Raw genomic sequence first — 22,402 nt, 5'->3', positions numbered from 1 at the left:
TCGTAATTTATCCATACCTGGGTGAGAGTGATCGCTCACTCTTTAATTCAGGGGCTGCCCCCGCTCTTAGGAGCTTCAGGCGGGTTTTGGTGATTAATCGCTGACTTTAAGCATTTTTACAGATTGGCCTAGAAACTCACCGTTTCTAGGCTGAGAGGCCGATTGGGAATCAGGTAGAATATCTAAGTCATAGCGGACCTTAAGGCTCAAGGTGCGGCGTTTTTCGCCCCTACCCAAGCTGAGAAAGCTCATCCTAAGTAATGTGGCCGTTGTCTCAGAAGAGTCTGGGGATTGGGGCTGCTGCGGTAGTGCCGCTAGGGGCGATCGCCCTGAGGTGCTTCTGTACCCTACGGGTAGCCCCTGAGACAGAGAATAGAAATAGCACCATTGGTGCAAAGGGTGAGGTGTTGTCAGAGAGCGTCGGAATGACCCAGTTTTTTGTAGCAACCAGCTGGCTACTACCCGTTTATGGCCTAGTGGGGGCGCTGCTATCGCTGCCCTGGTCGACAGGTTTGGTGCGCCGTACTGGCCCTCGCCCGGCGGTTTACCTGAACATCGCCATGACCCTGCTGGCGTTTGGTCACGGACTGTTAGCCTTTCGGGGCATTTGGAATCAGGGGTCTCAAGAGCTGCTGTTTTCGTGGTTTGACTTTGCCGATCTGCACCTCACCCTGGCCCTTGACATTTCGGTGCTCAACCTGGGTGCCCTGGAGCTAATTACCGGTCTAAGCCTGCTGGCCCAAGTCTTTGCCCTGGGCTACTTAGAAAAAGATTGGGCCTTAGCCAGGTTCTACGGCCTGATGGGTTTTTTCGAGGCGGCTATGAGCGGGCTGGTGCTGAGCGGGTCGTTGTTTGTCTCCTACTCGCTGCTGGAGATGCTAACGCTGTCTACTTACCTGCTGGTGGGCTTTTGGTATGCCCAGCCGCTGGTCGTTACCGCTGCCCGAGACGCCTTTTTGACCAAGCGCATTGGCGATGTGCTGCTGCTGATGGGGGTGGTGGCTCTGGCCTCGCTGGCAGGCAGCCTCAACTTTAATGACCTATACGAATGGGTCAAGATAGAGGGGCTTTCACCAGCGATGGCCACCCTGCTAGGGCTGGCGTTGATTGCTGGGCCAATTGGTAAGTGCGCCCAGTTTCCGCTGCATCTGTGGCTTGATGAAGCCATGGAAGGCCCCAACCCTGCCTCTATTTTGAGAAACTCAGTGGTGGTCACCTGCGGGGCTTACGTGCTGATTCGGCTGCAGCCGATTGTGGTGCTGTCGCCCGTCGCCTTAGGCACCCTGGTCGCGATTGGTACAGTAACGGCGATCGGTGCCTCCTTGGTAGCTTTAGCCCAGGTGGACCTCAAGCGCACCTTCTCTTACTCCACCAGCGCCTACCTGGGGCTAGTGTTTATTGCGGCGGGTACCGAGTGGCCTGGGGTGGCGTTTACGCTGCTGCTTACCCACGCGGTGGCCAAGGCGCTAATCTTTATGGCGGTGGGGTCAATTATTACCACGACCAACTGCCAAAACATGACTGAGTTGGGCGGTTTGGGCAGGAAAATGCCTGCTACTACTTTGGCTTACGTAACCGGTGCGCTGGGAATGGTGGGGGTTTTGCCCCTGGGCTGCTTTTGGGGGCTGCGCATGGGAGCTGACTTTCTCAGTGGCGAGTATCCCTTGTTGGCAGGGGTATTTATTGCCGTCAACGCCCTTACCGCTCTGAATCTGACTCGGGTATTTCGCCTGGTATTTTTGGGCAATGCCCAGCCTAAGACACGGCGTGCCCCTGAGGTGCCCTGGCCGATGGCGGTGCCCATGGTTACCCTGACAGTGGTAACGCTTTTAGTGCCCTTGATTATGGGCAAGCTGACGCTGCTGCCCCCTTGGGAATACATCAACCCGCCGGTTACAGCCCTGGTACTGGTATCGGGATGGGTGGGGGTAGCCATAGGAGCCAGAGTGTCGCTATCTAAGTCGCTGGCGCGATCGCTGAATCGTCCCCTGCGCATTGCCCAAGACCTGCTAGCCTACGATTTCTACACCGAGCGGCTGTACGACAAAACCGTGGTGGCCGCCGTATCGAGCCTAGCCCGGTTTAGCAACTGGTTTGACCAGTACGTGGTTGATGGTCTGGTAAACGGCGTCGGTCTGGCTTCTTTGTTTGGGGGCGAAAGCCTCAAATACAGTGCCTCTGGCCAATCGCAGCTCTACCTACTAACCATTATTACTGGGGTAGGGCTGCTCGGAATTTTCATGACCTGGACGCTTTGGTAACCATTGGCCATGCTAAGCACGCTAATTTTAATTCCACTGGTGGGTGTCCTGGTGCTGTGCCTGTGGCCCGGCACCCTGGAGTCGAAGACCGCCAAGCTAATCAGCAGTGCGGCCCTGGCGTTTACCCTGGGTTGGGTTGGGCTACTGGCGACTCGGTTTGAACTGGGTACACCGGGGTTTCAGTTTGAGGAGTTGCTGCCCTGGGTCGAGCCGCTAGGACTCAGCTATCGCCTGGGGCTCGACGGCCTGTCGCTGCCGCTGCTGGCGGTGAATAGCCTGCTGGGCCTGGTGGCTATTTATATCAGCGATCCAAAACTGCATCGGGTGCGGCTCTACTATGTGCTACTGCTGGTAATTAACAGTGCGGTAGCCGGGGCATTTTTGGCCGCCAACCTGCTGCTGTTTTTTATTTTTTATGAGCTAGAGCTAATTCCGCTGTACCTGCTTATTGCCATTTGGGGCGGGGCGCGGCGCGGCTATGCGGCCACTAAGTTTTTGATCTATACCGCCCTGTCGGGAGTGCTGATTTTGGGCGCGTTTTTGGGCCTGGTGTGGCTATCGGGCAACACTAGCTTTGACTACGACAGCGGCCTGGCCGCCGCCCTGCCCCTGGCCCAGCAGGTGACTCTGCTGGTAGCGCTGCTGGTGGGTTTTGGCATTAAGGTGCCGCTGTTCCCGTTTCACACCTGGCTGCCCGACGCCCACGTGGAGGCCTCGACTCCGGTATCGGTGCTGCTGGCGGGGGTGCTGCTGAAGCTGGGCACCTACGGCGTGGTGCGGTTTGGCCTGGGGCTGCTGCCCGATGCCTGGATGGCTTTGGCCCCCTGGATGGCAACCTGGGCCGTGATCAGCGTGCTCTATGGGTCGCTGGCCGCGATCGCCCAAACAGACATGAAAAAAATGGTGGCCTATAGCTCGATTGGCCACATGGGCTACGTGCTGCTGGCGGCAGCGGCTTCGACTCCGCTGAGCATTGTGGCAACCGTGTTTCAAATGATTAGCCACGGGCTGATTTCGGCGCTGCTGTTTTTGCTGGTGGGGGTGGTGTACAAAACCACTGGCACCCGCGACCTGACCGTGCTGCGCGGCCTGCTCAACCCCGAGCGGGGGCTGCCCTTCGTCGGATCGATGATGATCCTGGGGGTTATGGCCAGCGCTGGCATTCCCGGTATGGTGGGATTTATTTCGGAGTTTTTAGTATTTCGGGGCAGCTTTTTGATCTTTCCGGTGCAGACGCTGCTGTGTATGGTGGGCTCGGGGCTGACGGCGGTGTACTTTTTGCTGCTGGTCAACCGGGCCTTTTTTGGTCGATTGGCGATCGCACCCCCAGCCAATACTCCCCAGCTTGATATTGTGTTGCCCCAGGTGAGCTGGCGCGATCGCGCCCCTGCTCTGGGCCTGTCCGCCCTAATTGTGGCCTTTGGTCTACAGCCCAACTGGCTAGCCCGCTGGAGCGAGCACACTACCCTGGTGCTGCACCAGCCCTACCAGGGGTTTGTACAGGCCGGAACCCGGTTCGCCCCCGCTACTTCGCCTGCCACTGTGGCCGATACCCTGGGCGATACCGTTTTGATCGCTCCGGCCCTAACCATGCCCCTGTCGAATGCCCCTGTTCCTGTTGACCCCTAACGCCCAGGTCTCTCTGCCATGACCAAAACCCTACCTCTGGCTACTGCTACCGCCCACCCCCTAGAGCCTTTTATTCAGAAGCTGCTGGGGGCTGAGGCTCTGCTGCCTGACTCTGAAACCAACATGTTGGAGGTGGTCGGCATTCTCAAGAGCTATGGGGTAGTGCTCGACGCCTACTCTAAAAATCTGATCTACATTGCCGACCACCAGTTTTTAGTGCTGTTCCCGTTCTTCAAGTACTTTAACGGTAAGGTCACGCTGCCCCAGCTGCTGCGCCACTGGTGGCACGATCGAATCAACTTTGAATATGCCGAGTACTGCATGAAAACCATGCTCTGGCACGGCGGCGGCAAGCTAGACGAATACCTCGACAGCGACGATTTTTTGCAGCGGTGTAGGGCTGCGATCGCGGCCAAAATCAAGTCAAATCCAGCCATGCGGGGGCTGCATGGCCTGTTCCCCGACTTTTTGCCCGAGCAGGTGCGCCAGCTCGCCTATTACAGCGCCCTGGGTCAGTTTTGGCGGGTCATGAGCGACTTATTCATCGATCTGTCCGATGCCTATGACGCGGGCCAGGTGAAAACCATTCCTGAGGTGGTGGCCTTTATCAAAGCCGGGCTGGTGGCTGCAGCTGCTAACCCGATTACCTACGCCGTCGAGCTGAATGGCAGCCGCTACGACCTGCTGCCCAAGTCGGCGGGGCTGACCTTTTTGATGGATGTAGCCGTGCCCTATGTCGAGGCTGTGTTTTTTCGGGGCACCCCGTTTTTAGGCACAGTCTCTTATAACGCCCAGGCCAATCAAATCTCGGTCGACCAGGGCCGCTTTGATTACGGTGCTCTCTACGCCGACCCCTTACCCATCGGCGGTGCGGGCATTCCTCCTACCCTGCTAATGCAGGATATGCGCCACTACCTGCCCGATTACCTGACCGCTTTCTACCAGTCTCAAGGGCGCGGCCTCGACGATGTGCGGGTTAAAATCTGCCAGAGTTTCCAAAAATCGATGTTTTGCGTCACCAGCGCCTCGCTGCAGGGGCTGCTGCCTCACCCTGCCGATACAGCGAACCTGGCAGAACAGTCTGCTAACCACGATTTTCTGGCTTCGTGGATGGATCGTCTGGCCACCTCTCGTTTGGATGTGGTTCAACTTTAGGAAAGCTAGCCACCACCACCGGGGCTGTTGTGTCCTAACCCAAGGGGTGATTGCTATACCTGTAGATCTGCATGAGACATTAGGTTTTGATCAGGTCAGCGACGGCGATCGCCAGGGCTTCTGGCTCGATGGGTTTAGCCATGTGTTTTTGAAAACCATGCTCAAAGGCCCGTTGGCGGTCTTCTTCACGGGCATAGGCCGTTAAAGCAATAGCGGGGAAATGCTTCCCCTGGTAAGCCGCTGAGGCGCGAATGTGTTGCAAAAGGCGATAGCCGTCCATATCGGGCATACCGATGTCGCAAACCAGCACATCGGGTGAAGCGGTCTCAAGATACGCTAAAGCGGCCTCAGCAGAAGGCATGGTATCGACCTCGGCACCATAGGCTCCTAAGACGACCTGCAACAATTCCCGCGTATCTGGGCTGTCATCGACGACGAGCACTTTGACACCCTGAAGATCGGACGTGGCTGAACGGTTGGCTATAGTGGTCGTGTGAGAAGCTTGAAGCAGCGGCAGGCAAATGGTAAACGTCGCCCCTAGCCCTTCGCCAGGGCTGGCGGCAGAAATAGTGCCGCCGTGGGCATCGACCAGATATTTGACAATCGATAGCCCGAGGCCCAAGCCACCGTACTGCCGCGTAATGGAGACATCTTCCTGGCGGAATGATTCAAAAATATAGGGTAAAAACTCAGAACTGATGCCTTTGCCGGTGTCGATTACAGTGATTTGGGCTTGATTGTTAGCTGTCTGTAGCCGAACCTCAATTTGCCCGCCAGCAGGCGTGAATTTGATGGCATTTGAGAGCAAATTCCAAATGATTTGCTGCAAACGCCCCGCATCTCCCCTGACCTGGCAGTTTTCTACAAAGACAAACCCTAGCGAGATGGACTTAGCTTCGGCAGAGGTTTGCACAACGTCTACTGCAGCTTTGATAACATCGGCTAAATCAGTAGCTACGACATCGAGCTTGAGCTTACCGCGCAAAATACGGGCCACGTCTAGAAGGTCATCAATCAGCTGGGTTTGTAATTTGACGTTGCGCTCAATGGTCTCCAGCGCTCGCTGCGTTTTGTCTTTGTCTAACTGGCGGGTTTGCAGCATCTTGGTCCAGCCCAAAATGGGGTTGAGGGGCGATCGCAATTCATGGGAAAGCACCGCCAAAAACTCATCTTTGACCCGGTTGGCCCGTTCAGCAGAGGCCCGGGCGACCTGCTCTCGGTGCAATAGTTTTTCGCGCTCGGCTTCGGCCTGTTTTTGGTCGGTGATGTCGCGAACCGTGCCGATGAATCGCTGGGGGGTGCCGCTGGCGCTAAAGTAAGCCTGTCCTTTAGAGGCCACCCAGCGACTTGGCCAGTCTGAGCGACTCACGGTGCGAAACTCTACATCGAAATGCCCGTCGTTTTCTGGCATTAGCGCAGTTTGAATAGCGCGATCGATCGGCTCGCGATCCTCCGGATGGAGACACGCAAAAAAAACTTTTATATTCACCTCGGCGTTGGCAGTAAGGCCAAAGATAGCTCTGCAACGGTTATCCCAAATCAGGTGATTGGCTTGGATACGCCAATCCCAGGTGCCGAGTTGGGCTGCCGTAAGGGCCATTTGTAGCCGGTCTTCGCTGCGGCGCAGTCGCTGTTCAGTGCGTTTGCGATCGCATAGATCCAGCACAAAAGCCACCGTCTCTTCTCGGGCCTCGCCCACCAGGCTATACCCCAGCAAGACCGGAATTCGGCTGCCATCTTTACGGATGTACTCTTTCTCGTAGGGGGTACAGGCCCCGTTCTCGCGGGCTTCGGCAATGGCCTGTTGGTCAAGGGGTAAATACTCGGCGGGGGTCATATCAGTCCAGCGCAGCTCGCCGCGATTCAATTCATCGCGGCTATAGCCAATAATCCGCAGCAGTTCGTCATTGGCCCGATGAATACTGCCGTAAATGTCTCCCTGCAAAATGCCGACCACATTGGCATCGACAAAACCCTGCAGGCGAGCTTCGTTTAGCGCTAGGGTCAACTCGGCCTGTTTTTGGGCCGTGATATCAATGTTGATGCCGCTGAGGCGAATCGGTGCCCCCCGGTTATCGAAGCTGAGGCGACCCAGACCCAGCAGCCAGCGAACACCGCGCTGGGGATGCACAATCCGAAATTCGGTATTGAACTCCGGCAGCCGTTGTTCGACTACTTGCTGCACTGCTGCATTGGCTCTGTTGCGATCGTCTGGATGCAGCGCGTTAGACCAGTCCTCATATTGAGGGCCTGCTGCTTTGGGCTCAATACCATAGAGGTCATAGTTTTCCGGTGACCAGAAAATTTGGCCCGAGGGAATTTCCCAATCCCACGAGCCGGCGTTGGCTCCCTGCAGGGCCAGCCGCAGCAACTGTTCACTGTGCCGCAGGGCTTCTTCAACCTGCTTCCGGGCGGTAATATCTCGCCAGGTGGCAACGAATCCATCCCCCAGCTTGGCGGCCCGAATATCAAAGGCCCTGATGAGTCTTTGCTGCCCAAACACATCCTCATAAATTAGGCTGTCTTTAACTAACGGCTCCCCCGTTTCGACTACCTGGCAGTACTCCTGAAACAAGCCGCTCTCAAGGTGCCCTGGCAAAACCTCCAGCAAATTGCGAGAGACCTGATCTTGCTTGGCCATTTGGTTACCGTCGCAGGCCGCCTGGTTGATGTATTCGATGCGAAAATCGACAATCTCTCCCTGGTCATTGCGTACCGCTGAATACACCCCGAAGCAGTCGAGCATGTTTTCAACGGAGGTGCGGAAGCGTTCTTCACTGTGCCGCAGCTCTGCTTCTATCTGTTTGCGCTGCGCCAGTTCTGTTTGGGTTTGCTGATACAGTTCTGCCTGTCGCAGGGCAATGCCCACCTGGGTCGATAAATCTTTAAGCAGGTCGATTTCTAAGGGCTGCCACTGGCGAGCCCCCGAGCACTGGTTGACCACCAACAGACCCCATAGGGCCTCCCCCTGCAGAATGGGAACCACTAGACTGGCGCGGATCTGAAACCGCTCTAGAAACTCCAGGTGACCGTCGGTGAGTCCGGCGGTATAAACATCCTCAATGATCTGAATCCGTCCCTGGTCACAGTCTTCGCCGGAGTTGACTCTGAAGTAGCCAGCTTCAATGTGTAGGTCTAAAATTGCGGTAAAGCCCTCGCTGACCGACTCCACGGCAATCATCCCGCTAAAATCGGGCTGACTAAAGTCGGGCTGAAAGCGGTACACAAATACGCGATCGGCCTGCAGAAACTGCCGCACTTCATCTACAGTGGTCTGCAAAATTTCGTGAAGATCGAGGGACTGCCGCACTTTGCCAGTAATTTCAGAGACGACCCGCTGGCGATCGATGCGCTGCTGCAGCTGAACCTGTAGCTGGACTCGGGAAATCGCCCCCTCGATCGCCAGTCGCAACCCCTCTGGGGTAATTTGACCTTTGATTAAATAGTCTTGAGCACCCGCTCGCATCGCCTTAACGGCAATGGTTTCGTCGCCCTGCCCGGTGGTCACAATCACCGGGCAGGGCTGCGGCGACTCTGCGGTGAGCTGGGCCAAATAGTCAAGACCATCGAGATCGGGCAACCGATAGTCCAGCAAAATTACATCGGGCTGATGCTGCCGCCACATTTCTAGGCCCTGCTGGCCCAGGGAAGCTTCTAAAATCGTGTAGGTATGGTTCTGATCTCGCTTGAGGCAGCGCCGATAAAGCTCTCGATCTTCGGGAGAATCTTCCACAACCAGGAGAGTGAGAGGCGCTTGTGTCATGACGATGGCTCCGGCGACTCAGGTCGATGGGTAACTTCAAACCAGTAATCAATCAGGGATTGGATATCTCGTTTCAGCTGATCATAGTCAATCGGTTTGACAATATAGCGGCGCACTCCCAGGTGGTAGCAATCCTGGATATCTTGAGGATTATTGGAGGTGGTGAAAATGATCACGGGAATGGTTTTCAGCGTGGCATCCTGTTTGATTTGGCGCAAGACATCTCTGCCGTCGGTACCCGGAAGGTTCAGGTCTAAGACGATTAAGCCGGGGTACTGAGCCGCTGTAGGCCCATCGGTTAGAACGGTCTGAGACAACTGGGCCAGAGCCTGTTCGCCAGTAACGCACCGCTGCACTGGAATGGAGATGGGCGATCGCCGCACAAACCGCTGAATGGCTTCAAAGTCTTCGTCGCTGTCTTCGACCACGAGCATCGGGTGTTGTGGCGCTAAAGAAACCGTCGAACTCAAGGTCATATTGTTTTCTCCGGCGATAGCGTTAAGAAAAAGGTGCTGCCTTCCCCTGGGGTAGATTTGACCCAAATGCGGCCCCCGTGGCGCTCGACCACTTTGCGGGCGATCGTCAGCCCCGCCCCGGTGCCACCGCCGTAATCGTCGCGCCCGTGCAAACGGCGAAAAATCTGAAAAATTTTGTCTGTAAACTGCGGCGGAATGCCAATGCCGTTGTCGCGCACGTAGAACACAGGGCTAGCGGTGATCGGGCTGCTATCGGGAGGGGGAGCCTCGGAGGGGTCAATCGCCCCAACTTCAATCCATTTGTGGGCTTTGTCGTTGTACTTGATAGCGTTGCTGATCAGGTTGGTGAAGAGTTCGGTGACCTGAGTGCGATCGCAGGGTACCTGCGGCAGGGGCTGAGGAATCCGAAACTCGATGTCGTTTTGCGATCGGGCAATCTTTAGGGTGGCGGTGACCTGCTGCACCAGGTCATTCAAATCCACCGGTTGAGGCTGCAGCTCGGCCCGGTCTAGGCGAGAGAAATGGAGCAGAGAATTGATCAGGTCCTCCATCCGCTGGGTCAGCCGCACCAGGGTTTGCAGCTTAGCCACCCCATCTTGATCCAAAACTTCGCTATAGTCTTCCATCAAAAAGTTGGCGTAGTTGTGAATTCCCCGCAGCGGTTCTTTGAGATCGTGGGAGGCAATATAGGCAAAGGAGTCTAGCTCTTCGTTGCTGCGCTGTAGCTTGTAGTTCATCAGCGCCAACTCGTCCGCCTGCCGCAGCACAATGCCAACGATCAGGTTGCGTAACTCTTGCACCGCCTCAATTTCGCTGGCTTTCCAGGGCAGAGAGGTGCCCTTCACTGTCTCTTGCCACAGCTCAAAGGATTGGCGCGGCGACAGGCGCAAACTGCCATCGGCAGCAATCTCGACGGGCTTGTTGGGGTTGCCGCCCCAGTTCACCGTTTGAATTACCTCTGGTCGAAACCAAAGCATAAAATTCCGATGAATACTCGAAATTTCTAGGCCTAAAACCCCGCTAGCAATGTCTTTGTACGCGGCGGCGGCAGGATAGTCCTGCATCAAGCACTGGGTTTTAAACAGACCCTGGTCAAAGCGAGGTTTAATCCAGTCGAGCAGGGCGTTAATGTCATCGTCATGGGGGGTTTGGCCAAAGCCAATACACTGGTTGCCGCTACAGACGATCGCCCCGGTAGCATTTACTAGCCCCAGCAGTTGGGTATCGAGCCGCGCCATACCGTCTAAAAAATGGTCTGCCTGGGACAAGGCGTTGACGAACTCGGTTAGCCGCGACTTTACGTGCATTTTGTAGTCAATGTCTTCACTGGCGGCTTTATTGTCCAATTCGACCGACATTACCTGCCCAATAAATTCGCAGGCGGTGCGGATGTCGTAGGGAATATAGTTGGGCTCATTGTGGTGGCAGGCAATTAAGCCCCAAACCTGCTGATTTTTAATTAAAGAAATAGACATAGAGGCGGCTACCCCCATGTTTCGCAGGTACTCCCTATGCAGGGGCGAAACGCTGCGCAGTACCGCAAGGCTTAAGTTGAGCGGGGCCTGGGTAACAGGGTTGAGGGCTGGTACTAACGGCACCGGTTCATACTGCGATTGGGGAATCAGCCGCAGCCAGTTTAGGGTGTAGAGATGCCGTGCTTGATTGGGAATATCTGTCGCAGGATAGCGCAGTCCGAGATAGGGCTCGTCTTGATGGGTATCTTCGGCGATCACGCTACCAGCGCCGGTTTCGTCAAACTGATACACCATTACCCGGTCAAACCCGGTCATCCGCCGCACTTCTTTCACCACCACCTGGCCCATAGCCTGTAGTGATGGCGCTTTTTGAATGTGAGTAATGACGCCCCTGACCTGGTGATAAAAATCAATAAAGTCTGGGCTTTGGAGGTCGCCTCTGGGCTCCAGTTCTAAAATAATAACGCTGTCAATGCAGTGAACGATGCCATCAAAATGCCGCGATCGCTCCCCCTGATCGACGGAGAGTTGGAGGGGGTTAAGACTTTCAAAGTCTTCGGCTAAGCCCTGCCGAATTTGTTGAATCTGGCCGGCGCTAAACAGCTTGGAAAGGGACTGGCCTAGCAGATCTTCGGGTGCTAAGCCGAGTAGCGTTCGAGTATTGCTACTCACCTGCAAGATCTCTAGGGTGGGGTCGTGTAATACCAGCAGCACCCCGTGGGGCTGAATGGCCCCAGGAATATGAATGGGTTCGCGATCGCAGTTTGTTAGATCAATCGGGTCTACCATTATGGTCAGCTTTTTGCATGGGGCCATATCTCTCTCTCATGTAGCCATGATCAGAGCGGTTTTAGAGTCTACCTAAAGGCAGAAATCCATCCAAAGATAGATCTTGGCATATGTAAGAGGATATAAGGTGACGCGTTTGCAGCGATCGCAGTGGGCTCGAAACAGTCACATCTGACCAAAATGCAGCAATTCTTATTTTGGAAGTTCAACTGCTGTTGGGTTGCTCAGATGTCATTACCATACCGGCATTCCTAGGGCTGGAACAGCTTTTTGCCAAAATGAGAATTGCTGCCAAAAATGGCGGGAGCTTGCTTCTCCCCAAGAGAGCTTCCATAGTTTCTCAGGGTTTTTCGGGCTACGCGGTCTGGTGCCGTGTTGTCTAAGTATGGAGTTATAGCTTTAGCCAGTTCGCTTAGGACAGTTCAACTGCCAACCGCCAAACTGGGGCGGCGACCTGGCCTATAGCCATCGCTAGTAGGCCGCTGTAAAGAATGTCCTAACCCTTGTGGCGACGACTATACCTGCCCGAGCAAATGGTTTTTCTAACTTCAACGATATGTTATCGGCACTATCGGCGTGACGATCGCGGGCAATATTCCGCTGAATGATGCCCTGGCCGTGGTCAATCCTGATAGTGCAGAAGGGGCAACCCTCTGGGCTAAGTACCTGACAGATTGGACATTTTGGAATCATATCCGCACCGCTGCTGCTGTTTTGGCCGCTGTTCTGTTTACCCTCTCGTTCTTTCAGCGATGGGGGATACCCAACTGAGAATTTGATCCGATCAAAGTTGGGCTGACCGTCATTTAACTCACCGGCCGATCAACTCTCTGGGCGGATCTAGGCGATCGATTCTTGGGCCTGAATACACCATTTCTCCAAACTATCGAGGAGTAAATTTAGGCCAAACTCAAAATCATGTAAACCATCGTGCCGCCCTTCTATAACGTGGTGGGTAAGTTGATTCAAATAGGGGTATTGATCTGCCGGAATCATGGCTACATAGTCTTTTGCCACAGCTGAATACTCCGCCGCCTCAAACGGAAAGTTTAGTTCCTGGAGGGTGAACCCATAGATGTGGCTATCGATCGCATTCCAAACACGATCCGCCATAGCATAGGAAAAGCCTGCTTCTACTAAACAGCCCAGCGTGGCATCCACATAGCGCAGCATTGCCACCCCCACATTGACCCGCGACACGATCGCCATCGTTGCCCAAGGGTGGCGCAACAGCACGGTATGGGCCGAAAGCGCCCGCTGCCGCATGGCCGTTTTCCAGTCTGTTTTGAGCGTAGGCAGCTCAATTTCGCCAACCACAGCATCGACAATGCCGTCAACAATGTCTTCCTTATTGGCGACGTGGTTGTACAACGACATCGCCTTCACCCCCAATTCCTCGGCCAGCTTGCGCATAGACAGGGCCTCAATTCCACCCTGATCCGCCAGACGCAAAGCGACCCGCAACACCCGTTCCCGACTCAGGGGGAGCTGCGGGGCTGGTTCTGAGCCGACTGCCTTAGCCATTAATGCTTTCCTGGTGTCTACAGCAGATAAAGTCTGTCATTCATCTTGACAAACTTACGCCGTAAGTTAAGCTTACAGTGTAAGTTGAGGTGCGGAAGCCGAGCTTGTGCCTGGCCAAGGCCTCTTAACGTGGGAGAACTGTATGATGACGAATGCCTTCGCCCCGATGCCAGAGAACACCCAAAGCAGTGGCCAGATGCAAGCGATCGCTCAAACCGAGTACGGCTCACCGGATGTACTGACGCTGGAAGAAATGGATAAGCCCGTGCCCCAGGCCAACGAAGTTCTGGTGCGAGTTCGCGCCGCTGCCGTAGATGCAGGCGTGTGGCACCTGATGCGCGGCACTCCCTTTCTGATTCGCCTGATCTTTGGTGGTCTACGCAAACCCGCCATCAAAATTCTTGGGACAGATATGGCTGGCGAGGTAGAAGCCGTAGGCGAAGCGGTCACCCAATTTAAGCCGGGAGATGAGGTGTTTGGCGACCTGTCAGAATCGGGGTTTGGCACGTTTGCTGAGTATGTCTGTGCACCGGAATCGGCCCTGGTGCGCAAACCCGCTAATATTTCTTTTGAATCGGTGGCTACCGTGCCGGTATCTGGACTTGCCGCCCTCCAGGCCCTGCGGGATGTAGGCCAGGTTCAGCCCGGTCAGAGGGTTTTGGTAAATGGGGCTTCCGGTGGGGTGGGGTCGTTTGCGGTGCAAATAGCCAAGGCATTGGGGGCAGAGGTGACAGGGGTATGCAGCCCGCAAAAGGTAGATATGGTGCGATCGCTCGGCGCTGATCACATCGTCGATTACACCCAGACAGACCCTACTCAACCGAGGCAGCCCTACGACCTGATTGTGGACGCGGCCGCCTACCGCCCGTTTTTTGATTTTCTACCCGCCTTGACCGCTGGGGGCACCTACGTCATGGTGGGGGGCTCCACGGCTGGATTTTTTCAGGCGATGCTGCTCGGCCCCTGGGTTAGCAAAACCCGCGATCGCCGCGTGAAGTTTCTAGAGTCAAAGCCCAATCAGGCAGACTTACAGACATTGAGCGATTTCTTGGCAGCAGGCAAGATCACTCCCTATATCGATCGCACCTATCCCCTCAAAGACGTTCCCCAGGCGATTCGCTATCTCGAACAGCGACAGGTGCAGGGAAAAGTGGCGATCAGCATTTAATTAAGAGTCGAATAGCGACCATTCCTCAACAGCTGGGTTTAGAAGGCTTTAAGCCTTTTTGCCGGCAGCTGGTTCAGAAATATGGTCTAAATCGACGAGATTCCATTTCAATCCTTGGTTCCGATAAATCCGTTTTTGTTTCAGCGGGTAATCTGCCACATCATGCTCTAGTCGTTGACCAACGACAATACATCTGAGGATATCATTACCAATATTTTTGAGCGTGTGAGGTTCGCCACCGGCACGATACCCGATAAAATCACCGCTTTTAACGGAGTATTTGGCATCTCCAATAGTGGCTTCTGCTTCTCCATCTAGAATGTAAACGCACTCATCTTCGTGATAGTGCTGATGGAGTTCGGTCGATTCGTACCCCGGTGCGATCTCAATAATGTGAAAGCCTAGCCCGGTTAACCCAGTTAGATCGCCAAGCGATTTATTGATGCGTTTTGCATTCTCATTTAGAAAGTGAGTCTTAGCTAAACCGGCATAAGCTTCAATTTCTTCGTGGGTAACGACGTATTTATCCATACTAAAATCCTTTCTAAAGGTGACGCATAGTTGAAAACCTAGCAGCACCTTGCTATGTCTTATCTCAAATCCGAATCACACATTCCCGATTTCCAAAAGGCAAAACTGTAGGGGCGAATTGCGTTCGCCCAGAGGTACTGAGGGTAACCCAACAGGATTTAGAATTAGAAGGCCGCATGCAACATTTTGAGCGTCAATTGGGCTTTTTCATTAAAGTCTTGCAGGCAAATCTGCTAGGGGCGCAGGTAATAAATCAAAGCCTGAACTAGATCGGGGGCTAGACCTAACCGGCGCTGCAAGTCGGCTAGGTCTTGGTAGGGTCCATGGCGCGATCGCTCCTGCACTGCCGCCTGGGCCAGCCCCGGAGGCATCCCCGGCACCGCACAGAGCTGGGCCGCCGTCGCCTGGTTCAGGCTGAGACAGGGTAGGGCACCGCTGTAGTCGTCGTAGTAGCAAAACGTCAGAACTGAAACCAGCGGCGCAAGCTGGGTTGAAGCTACCCCCAGTGCCGCCGCCACATCCTCTAAACAGTGGAACTGGACCCCAGCCTGACGCAGGCGCACCAACCCCTGGGCCTGGCGAATCGATAGCCCCGGCAAGCGCAGCCAGTCGTCTACCGTGGCCCGGTTCACGTCGATGTTAAAACCCAGTTGGGCCGCCTGTTCTACCTCCTGGTAAGACCGCAGCCGATAGTTTGGGTCCTGGCTCAGGCGACTAGCGAGGGGATCGAGCTGCGCCCTCAGAATTTGCCAACGCTTCAGCACAAAGTACCTACCCACTTACCGACTGATCTTTGCTTGTGTTCTCTGCCTGTATGTTCTGGCTAGGTTACCTGATCGAGCAGCAGGCGGCGCTTCTGCTCAAACTCAAGCTCTGAGATCAGTCCTTCCTGGCGCAGGGTATCTAGCTCTCGCAGGGCTCCTGCCAAGGCGTTGATTTGCTTCGGATCAAGACCTGCCTTAGCCTCTTTAGCCGGAACATCGATCGCGCCAAAAGCGTCGGCGGGCTGAGTCATCAGCAGAAAACCCTCAATGGCGCAGGCAACCCGAGGAATCTGCGTCCAGCTGAGTAGTAGATAGAGAGCACCCCAAAAGGGCTGTCCCAGGTAAAACTTATGAAAGCCTGACACCGGGGTGAAAACCCCAGCCCACGCTAGAAAAACGGCTGTTCGACGGGAACGCTGTGCCAACATTGCTTCGCCACCTTTGAAGCCCGTGAAATTTAAACCTTTGAACCGACTTTGAACCAGCTTGTGAAACCAGTATAAGCCCGGCGTAAAGAATCGACATTGACCTCCGGATTCTAGTATGGGGTTAGCATTGATCCGTAAAGATAACAAAGAGCCCCCTAGTTCTGCCCCTGAATGTCCCACGCTGCCTTCTCCCCTGAGTGGCTAAAACGTTTCACCGACCCCTACGCACTGCTGGGGCTATCAATAGCTGCAGACGAGCGCCGTATTCTCAAGCGCTATCGAACCGTAGCTAAACAGCTCCATCCCGATGCGTTGATGAATGTGGCACCAGATCTGCGCCAGTTTGCCGATCAGGTTTTGCCGAAGCTGGTCAACCCCGCCTACCAGCGTTTGAAGCAAGACAAGAGCCGCAATGAAGTGTTGGCCATGCTGCGCTTCAAGGTGCGTCGCCTGAGCCGCGACCAGCAGCTCAACCCCACAGGTAAGCAAAGTAAAAAGCTGCTGGCGCTGCCCGAGCCCGAGATTGATGTGTTCTACGAGCAGGCGGTTGACCAATTGTGCGATCGCCAGTATGAGTCGGTGTCTGATTTTGAGGCTTGTACCCAGCAGCTCAGTGAGCTGAATCTGGTCTACCTGCGCCGCAAAATGGGAGCACCCGTCATTCGCGAAAAGCGCGCTGGGCTGATCACCACCGCTACCCTCGCATCTGAATCGCTGGCTGCCGCGCCCTCCAACGGCAAGGCGGCCTCAGAGGCAATGTACGCCGACCGCCACTATGGCCGCGCCCAAGAGTATCTCAAGGGTAAAAATGTCCAGGCTGCTATTCAAGAACTCAAAGACGCGCTCAAAATTGATCCTCAAAACAGCAGCTACCACTGCCTAATGGGGCAGGCTTATCTACTCAGTAAACTGACGGGCATGGCTAAGGTGCACTTTAAGCAGGCCCTGCGCCTCAACCCTAAAAACGCCGTCGCCCTCAAGTATGCCCAGCAGCTCAAGGTGACGGTAACAGACACTCAGCCTCGCCAGGTTAAGGGCTCTGGGTCAACAACTGTACCCACGCCTGAGAAGCGATCGCTGTTTGGCGGTCTCTTTTCTAAAGGCATAAGCCGCTAGGGCAGATTGTTCCCTGGGGCGCGATTGGCAACACAGCCTACAGCACAGCGGGGCAGTGGATGTAATAAGATCGCAACGCTAACCATGATGCCTGTCGTGATTCGGAGAGCCCAAGCCCTGTGAACAGCCCTGTGAATAGTTTCGACGCCAAAACCCACCTCACCGTCGGCGGCACCACTTACACCATCTACAGCCTGCCTGCCGCTGCTACTACCCTGGGGGACGTCAGTCGTTTGCCTTTTAGCCTGAAGGTACTGCTCGAAAACCTGCTGCGCTACGAAGACGGGCGATCGGTCACGGCGGCAGACGTGCAGGCCGTGGCCGACTGGCTTCAGACCCAATCCTCCTCGCGCGAGATTGCCTACCGGCCTGCCCGAGTGCTGATGCAAGATTTTACTGGCGTGCCTGCCGTAGTCGATCTGGCCGCCATGCGCGACGCCATGGTGAACCTGGGTGGCGATCCCAACAAAATTAATCCCCTCTCCCCCGTAGATTTGGTCATTGACCACTCGGTGATGGTAGATTCCTTTGGCAGCGCTGACGCCTTTGGCGAAAACGTTGAGAAAGAATTTCAGCGCAACTTTGAGCGCTACGCCTTTTTGCGCTGGGGCCAGAGCGCCTTCGACAACTTTCGGGTAGTGCCGCCAGGTACCGGCATTTGCCACCAGGTCAATCTCGAATACCTGGCCCAGGTGGTGTGGACGAAGGACGAAAATGGCGAAACCGTCGCCTACCCCGATACCCTGGTCGGCACCGATAGCCACACCACCATGATCAACGGTCTCTCGGTGCTGGGCTGGGGCGTGGGCGGCATTGAAGCCGAGGCCGCCATGCTGGGCCAGCCCATTTCCATGCTCATCCCCGAAGTGGTGGGCTTTAAGCTCACCGGACAGCTGCCCGAGGGGGCCACCGCCACCGACCTGGTGCTCACCGTGGTGCAAATGCTGCGGGCCAAAGGTGTCGTCGGCAAGTTTGTCGAATTCTACGGCGATGGCCTTGACCACCTCACCCTGGCCGATCGCGCCACCATCGCCAATATGGCCCCTGAGTACGGTGCTACCTGCGGCTTCTTTCCCATCGATAGCGAAACCATTCGCTATTTAGAGTTCTCAGGGCGTGACCCTGAGCGAGTGGCCCTGGTCGAAGCCTACGCCAAGGCCCAGGGCCTCTGGCGCGAGGCCAACGCTCCCGACCCAGTCTTTACCGATTCCCTGGCGCTGGATCTGGCCACGGTGGAACCGTCTTTGGCTGGGCCAAAGCGGCCCCAAGATCGCGTCACTCTAGCGGCACTGGCCGATCAGTTCAAGTCCTCTGACTTCCCCGGCTTTAGCGGCAAAGACTACAGCGAAAAGCAGTCGGTACCGGTAGCCGGTACCGACTATGCCCTTACCGACGGCGATGTGGTAATCGCCGCTATCACCAGCTGCACCAACACCTCCAACCCCTCGGTAATGATTGGCGCTGGTCTGGTCGCTCGCAAAGCACGAGCAAAAGGGCTGACCGTCAAGCCCTGGGTCAAAACCTCCCTAGCCCCCGGTAGCCAAGTCGTATCTGACTACCTAGAACAGGCGAATTTACAAAGTGACCTAGACGCCCTGGGCTTTAACCTAGTGGGCTACGGCTGTACCACCTGCATTGGCAACTCGGGGCCACTGCCTGCCCCCATTGCCAGCGCCATCGAAGAAAATGACCTGGTGGTAGGAGCTGTGCTCTCCGGCAACCGCAACTTTGAGGGCCGAGTAAGCCCTCACACCAAAGCCAACTATTTGGCCTCGCCGCCGCTGGTCGTTGCCTATGCGATCGCAGGCAGCCTGGCCATCGACCTCAAAACCGACCCGATTGGCCAAGATACCGGAGGCCGCCCAGTTTACTTAAAAGATATTTGGCCCACCAGCGCTGAAATCCAGTCCGTGATGGCTGAGGCACTCACCCCCGAGATGTTCCGCAGCCGCTACGGCAATGTGTTTACCGGCACCGCCGACTGGCAGCAGATCGCCACCCCAGAAAGCCAAACCTACACCTGGAGCGGCGACAGCACCTACGTCCAAAACCCGCCCTACTTTGCCGATATGGCCCCCAGCGTCAACGGCCAGGCCTTTGCCGATATCATTGGCGCTCGCCCTCTGGCCATTCTGGGCGACAGCATTACTACCGACCACATTTCCCCGGCCGGGGCGATTAAGACCGACAGCCCAGCGGGTAGCTATCTGGTGGGCAACAACGTGACGGCTACTGATTTCAATTCCTACGGGTCACGGCGGGGCAACCATGAGGTAATGATGCGCGGCACCTTCGCCAACATTCGTCTTAAAAATGAAATGGTGCCCGGTTCCTCCGGCGGAGTCACTCGGTATATGCCCGACGGCACCGATATGTCCATTTATGATGCAGCCATGAAGTACCAGGCCAGCGGTATTCCTCTGGTGGTAATTGCAGGTAAAGAGTACGGTACCGGGTCATCCCGTGACTGGGCCGCTAAAGGCACCCTGCTGCTGGGTGTCAAAGCCGTGGTAGCCGAGAGCTTCGAGCGCATTCACCGCTCTAACCTGGTGGGCATGGGCGTACTGCCGCTTCAGTTTGTTGATGGGGTACATCGGGGTGGGCTGCACCTAGATGGCAGCGAAACCTTTGACCTGACCGGCCTGAGCGGCGGCATTCAACCTGGAATGACGGTCAATCTCGTAATTCACCGAGCCGAGGGTGACACCACCAAGGTGCCTCTGCTGTGCCGCATCGACACCTTGGATGAAGTAGAGTACTTCCGCCACGGCGGCATTTTGCCCTACGTACTGCGGCAGTTGTTGGTAGCTTAGGGAGCAACAGGGCGTAATCTGGAACCGTAATGCCCTGCCTCCGTCAAGGGAAGGAACACAAAGCTGTTCCTAACCAACTCCTCAACGACTCATTAAGACTCGTTGAAGTTGAGGCCGGAGGCAGGGCAACCCCTGGGAGAGGCTTCTATAGTTTCCATTGTTGGGGGAACCCTCACAGTAACCACTGCACTAACCATTACCAGGGATGCCGGTATGACCTCATCCATTGCTCCAGATCACGATCCACAAGTAGCTGCCCATCAGCCTGCCACCGAGGATCTAGACACCGTTTGTGTCGTTGGAGTGCCATCTACCCTAACCGTTGTTGAGGCGGTTGAGTTTGAGCAACAGGTCAAGCGCCACTGCCTCAGTCAGCCAGTCCCTAAGTCCATCATCATTGACCTCAGCCAAACCGAATTTATCGACAGTAGCGGCCTGGGTGCTTTAGTCATTTGCTACCGTACCTGCAAAGCTAAAAGCATGGATATGGTGCTGCGTGGCGTGCAGGAACAGGTGCGCATGGTACTCGCTCTCACCGACCTAGAGCAGCTGTTCACCTTTGAGGCGGTGCCAGGGGAGCCAGAGGCCCCTGCCCCCAAACCCGAAATGCGGTTTGTGGCGCTGACCGCTCACCCGTCAGTGACCTCTAAGGGCAAGCGCATTATAGATATTTTGGGCGCTCTAGTCGGGCTAGTCATCACCGCAGTGCTGTCGGTGCCGATTGTGCTAGCTATCAAGCTCGAAGACGGTGGCCCTATTTTCTTTAAGCAGGTGCGGTGCTCGTGGATGGGCAAGCGCTTTGAAATTTGGAAGTTTCGCTCGATGGTAATCGATGCCGAAGCGCTCAAGGCCCAGGTTAAAAACGAGGTCGAAGGGCCGCTATTTAAAAATGAAAACGACCCTCGCATTACCAAGGTAGGCCGTTTTCTACGTCGCACCAGTCTAGATGAGCTGCCTCAGTTCTGGAATGTACTGAAAGGCGACATGAGCCTGGTAGGCACTCGCCCGCCCACCCCGGATGAAATTGAGCAGTACAATGTGCCCGAGTGGCAGCGTTTGGACGTTAAGCCCGGCATGACTGGCGAGTGGCAGGTGAACGGTCGCTCTACGGTGAAAAAGTTTGAGGACGTGATTCGGATGGATCTGGATTACCAGAAGAACTGGAGTCTGGCCTACGATATTCAGCTGATTATCAAAACTGTTTTGGTGCTGTTTTCTAAGAAAGCAGGGGCGTCTTAACCCGTGAGTTGGCAGAGAGCTGATGGGTGCGTCGGTAAGTGGATAGGTGAGAGGGATCTGTTCCGCGATCGCCAAATTAGGATTCGGTCTTGGCAAGCCGCGATAGAGTAGTGGTATTGAGATTGCGGATACACCAGCGGCATGGGGGTACAGGTTCTGGCGATCGCGGTTTGGCTAGGCAGTGTTGCCCTGTACGGAGCCGCCTTTTTCTTTCCGGAAGTGCATCGTCGCCACGACTTTTTTTGGAGCGGGGTAGGCGCATTTTATGGCCTGGTGCTGTGGTTTAGCGCCGTTCAGACATCGCCCACCGAGCTGCTGGGGCACCTGGCCAGTATTGTGCTGCTGGGCTGGCTGGGCTGGCAAACCCTGACCCTGCGCCGCAAGCGCACCCCGCTAGATCTACAAACTCCCCTGACGCCCGACTCCTGGCCTGATTTTGGTCGACAGCTCAAGCAGTCGGCGTTGAGCCTGCTTAACGCAACGCCTTTAGGCCGCTGGCTACCTGAAACGGAAGCAGAAAGACAACCGGGTGATCCGGCGATCGCCATCAGCGAGATTCGAGTTTCATCCCTCAAAGATGTGGACTACGAGTTCGTAGACGAATTGGTACCCAGCCCCCGTCGATCTACCCTTACCGCAGGCCAGGCTCCCGAGCCTGCCATTGTAGAATCAGATCAGGCCTTAGCTTCGCCACCTGTCAGAGCTAAACGATTGCCTCGACCGCCAGCCCCACAGCCGCCGCCGCCGATCGCAGCAAAGCAAAAGCCCGTTAGCTTTGGAGCCAGATTGGCCGGTCTCAAAGCGTGGGTGGGGGATGTGGTAAAAGCCAAGACCGCGCCTAAACCCAAGCGGGCGGTGATCGAAATTCCGCCGCGTCCCTCGCCGCTTGCTAAAAATAAGGCTCAACCTGCGGCTAAAACCGATGCCCTTGCCAAAGAGAGAGCTAGCCTAGATCAGCCGCCAGGTATCACCATTGTCGATACCGAGGCGACCGAGAGTTTTGACGAGCCTGAACCGAGCGATCGCCACGAGACCGCTGCCGCCGAGGACCAGTCTAGCCCCGTCGAAGAGACCATAACAGAAACCCCAACTGGCTCACCCAGCCGTGGTGCTGAGGTCTGGGCAGATACTGAGGACACCAACTGGGCCGATGACGAAAATTAGGCCGACAGCGAAGATTCTGCCACCGCTGACCCCGATTAACCAGATTAGCCCTGCAATTGCCCTCAACCTGGCCTAATGTATATAGATGGCTCAATACGCCTTCTGCC

At 55.6% G+C, this 22,402-nt stretch carries 15 protein-coding genes and 1 pseudogene; 9 read left to right on the top strand and 7 right to left on the bottom strand.

The genetic code is table 11. From position 1 onward, the window contains the following. Positions 1 to 425: 425 nt before the first annotated feature. Genes IQ273_RS00785 through IQ273_RS00775 form a run of 3 tightly spaced genes read left to right on the top strand, consistent with a single transcriptional unit; the run spans position 426 to position 5,045 of the window. Positions 426 to 2,261, top strand: a complete 1,836-nt coding sequence (locus IQ273_RS00785; protein ID WP_194021157.1) for an NAD(P)H-quinone oxidoreductase subunit F — start codon at positions 426 to 428, stop codon at positions 2,259 to 2,261. A gap of 9 nt (positions 2,262 to 2,270) precedes the next feature. Continuing rightward, entirely contained in the window at positions 2,271 to 3,890 is a 1,620-nt protein-coding gene (locus tag IQ273_RS00780; protein ID WP_194021117.1) for an NADH-quinone oxidoreductase subunit M, read from the top strand. A gap of 18 nt (positions 3,891 to 3,908) precedes the next feature. Beyond that, positions 3,909 to 5,045: a CO2 hydration protein gene (locus IQ273_RS00775; protein ID WP_194021115.1), complete on the top strand. Its 1,137-nt coding sequence runs from the start codon at positions 3,909 to 3,911 to the stop codon at positions 5,043 to 5,045. Between the two features lie 79 nt (positions 5,046 to 5,124). On the opposite strand, the gene IQ273_RS00770 is transcribed toward IQ273_RS00775, so the two are convergent. The 3 genes from IQ273_RS00770 to IQ273_RS00760 are packed head-to-tail and all read right to left on the bottom strand — an operon-like array spanning position 5,125 to position 11,548. Next, the gene (locus IQ273_RS00770; RefSeq protein WP_194021113.1) at positions 5,125 to 8,808 is read right to left on the bottom strand and encodes a response regulator; all 3,684 of its coding nucleotides are present in this window, start codon (positions 8,806 to 8,808) and stop codon (positions 5,125 to 5,127) included. Further along, a complete protein-coding gene (locus IQ273_RS00765) occupies positions 8,805 to 9,284 on the bottom strand; it encodes a response regulator (RefSeq protein ID WP_194021111.1) in 480 nt (159 codons plus the stop codon). Before IQ273_RS00765 ends, IQ273_RS00770 begins: the two co-directional genes overlap by 4 nt. Next, positions 9,281 to 11,548, bottom strand: coding sequence for an ATP-binding protein (locus IQ273_RS00760; protein ID WP_194021155.1), 2,268 nt, complete (start codon positions 11,546 to 11,548; stop codon positions 9,281 to 9,283). Before IQ273_RS00760 ends, IQ273_RS00765 begins: the two co-directional genes overlap by 4 nt. Before the next feature lie 555 nt (positions 11,549 to 12,103). On the opposite strand from IQ273_RS00760, the pseudogene IQ273_RS00755 reads away from it, so the two are divergent. Beyond that, a pseudogene (locus IQ273_RS00755) lies at positions 12,104 to 12,319 on the top strand (anthrone oxygenase family protein); the annotation flags it as partial. Between the two features lie 69 nt (positions 12,320 to 12,388). Here the strand turns inward: IQ273_RS00755 and IQ273_RS00750 are convergent. Next, positions 12,389 to 13,072 carry a TetR/AcrR family transcriptional regulator gene (locus IQ273_RS00750; RefSeq protein WP_194021109.1) on the bottom strand — a complete coding sequence of 228 codons (684 nt, stop codon included), beginning with the start codon at positions 13,070 to 13,072 and terminating at the stop codon, positions 12,389 to 12,391. Positions 13,073 to 13,214: 142 nt separating this feature from the next. Here IQ273_RS00750 and IQ273_RS00745 point away from each other — a divergent pair, with 142 nt between their 5' ends. Beyond that, complete coding sequence (locus IQ273_RS00745) at positions 13,215 to 14,240, top strand: NAD(P)-dependent alcohol dehydrogenase (protein WP_228052190.1); 1,026 nt, start codon at positions 13,215 to 13,217, stop codon at positions 14,238 to 14,240. A gap of 48 nt (positions 14,241 to 14,288) precedes the next feature. Here IQ273_RS00745 and IQ273_RS00740 read toward each other — a convergent pair whose 3' ends face one another. From IQ273_RS00740 to IQ273_RS00730, 3 genes are all read right to left on the bottom strand, one after another. Beyond that, the gene (locus IQ273_RS00740) at positions 14,289 to 14,771 is read right to left on the bottom strand and encodes a cupin domain-containing protein (protein ID WP_194021107.1); all 483 of its coding nucleotides are present in this window, start codon (positions 14,769 to 14,771) and stop codon (positions 14,289 to 14,291) included. Positions 14,772 to 15,004: 233 nt separating this feature from the next. Beyond that, positions 15,005 to 15,535: a ComEA family DNA-binding protein gene (locus IQ273_RS00735; protein ID WP_313897990.1), complete on the bottom strand. Its 531-nt coding sequence runs from the start codon at positions 15,533 to 15,535 to the stop codon at positions 15,005 to 15,007. Positions 15,536 to 15,594: 59 nt separating this feature from the next. Continuing rightward, positions 15,595 to 15,963, bottom strand: coding sequence for an NINE protein (locus IQ273_RS00730; RefSeq protein WP_194021105.1), 369 nt, complete (start codon positions 15,961 to 15,963; stop codon positions 15,595 to 15,597). A gap of 171 nt (positions 15,964 to 16,134) precedes the next feature. Between IQ273_RS00730 and IQ273_RS00725 the strand changes: the two genes are divergently transcribed. From IQ273_RS00725 to IQ273_RS00710, 4 genes are all read left to right on the top strand, one after another. Continuing rightward, on the top strand, positions 16,135 to 17,079 hold the full coding sequence (locus tag IQ273_RS00725; protein WP_194021103.1) for a J domain-containing protein: 945 nt from the start codon (positions 16,135 to 16,137) through the stop codon (positions 17,077 to 17,079). A gap of 119 nt (positions 17,080 to 17,198) precedes the next feature. Beyond that, on the top strand, positions 17,199 to 19,892 hold the full coding sequence (gene acnA / locus IQ273_RS00720) for an aconitate hydratase AcnA (RefSeq protein ID WP_194021101.1): 2,694 nt from the start codon (positions 17,199 to 17,201) through the stop codon (positions 19,890 to 19,892). 213 nt (positions 19,893 to 20,105) lie between these two features. Next, a complete protein-coding gene (locus IQ273_RS00715; RefSeq protein ID WP_194021099.1) occupies positions 20,106 to 21,131 on the top strand; it encodes an anti-sigma factor antagonist in 1,026 nt (341 codons plus the stop codon). A 141-nt stretch (positions 21,132 to 21,272) separates the two neighbouring features. Next, a complete protein-coding gene (locus IQ273_RS00710) occupies positions 21,273 to 22,295 on the top strand; it encodes a Ycf66 family protein (protein WP_194021097.1) in 1,023 nt (340 codons plus the stop codon). Positions 22,296 to 22,402: the final 107 nt, after the last annotated feature.

Origin of the sequence: Nodosilinea sp. LEGE 07298, assembly GCF_015207265.1 — a bacterium.
Classification (GTDB): Bacteria; Cyanobacteriota; Cyanobacteriia; order Phormidesmidales; family Phormidesmidaceae; genus Nodosilinea.
This window is presented reverse-complemented; position numbering and strand designations above follow the sequence as displayed.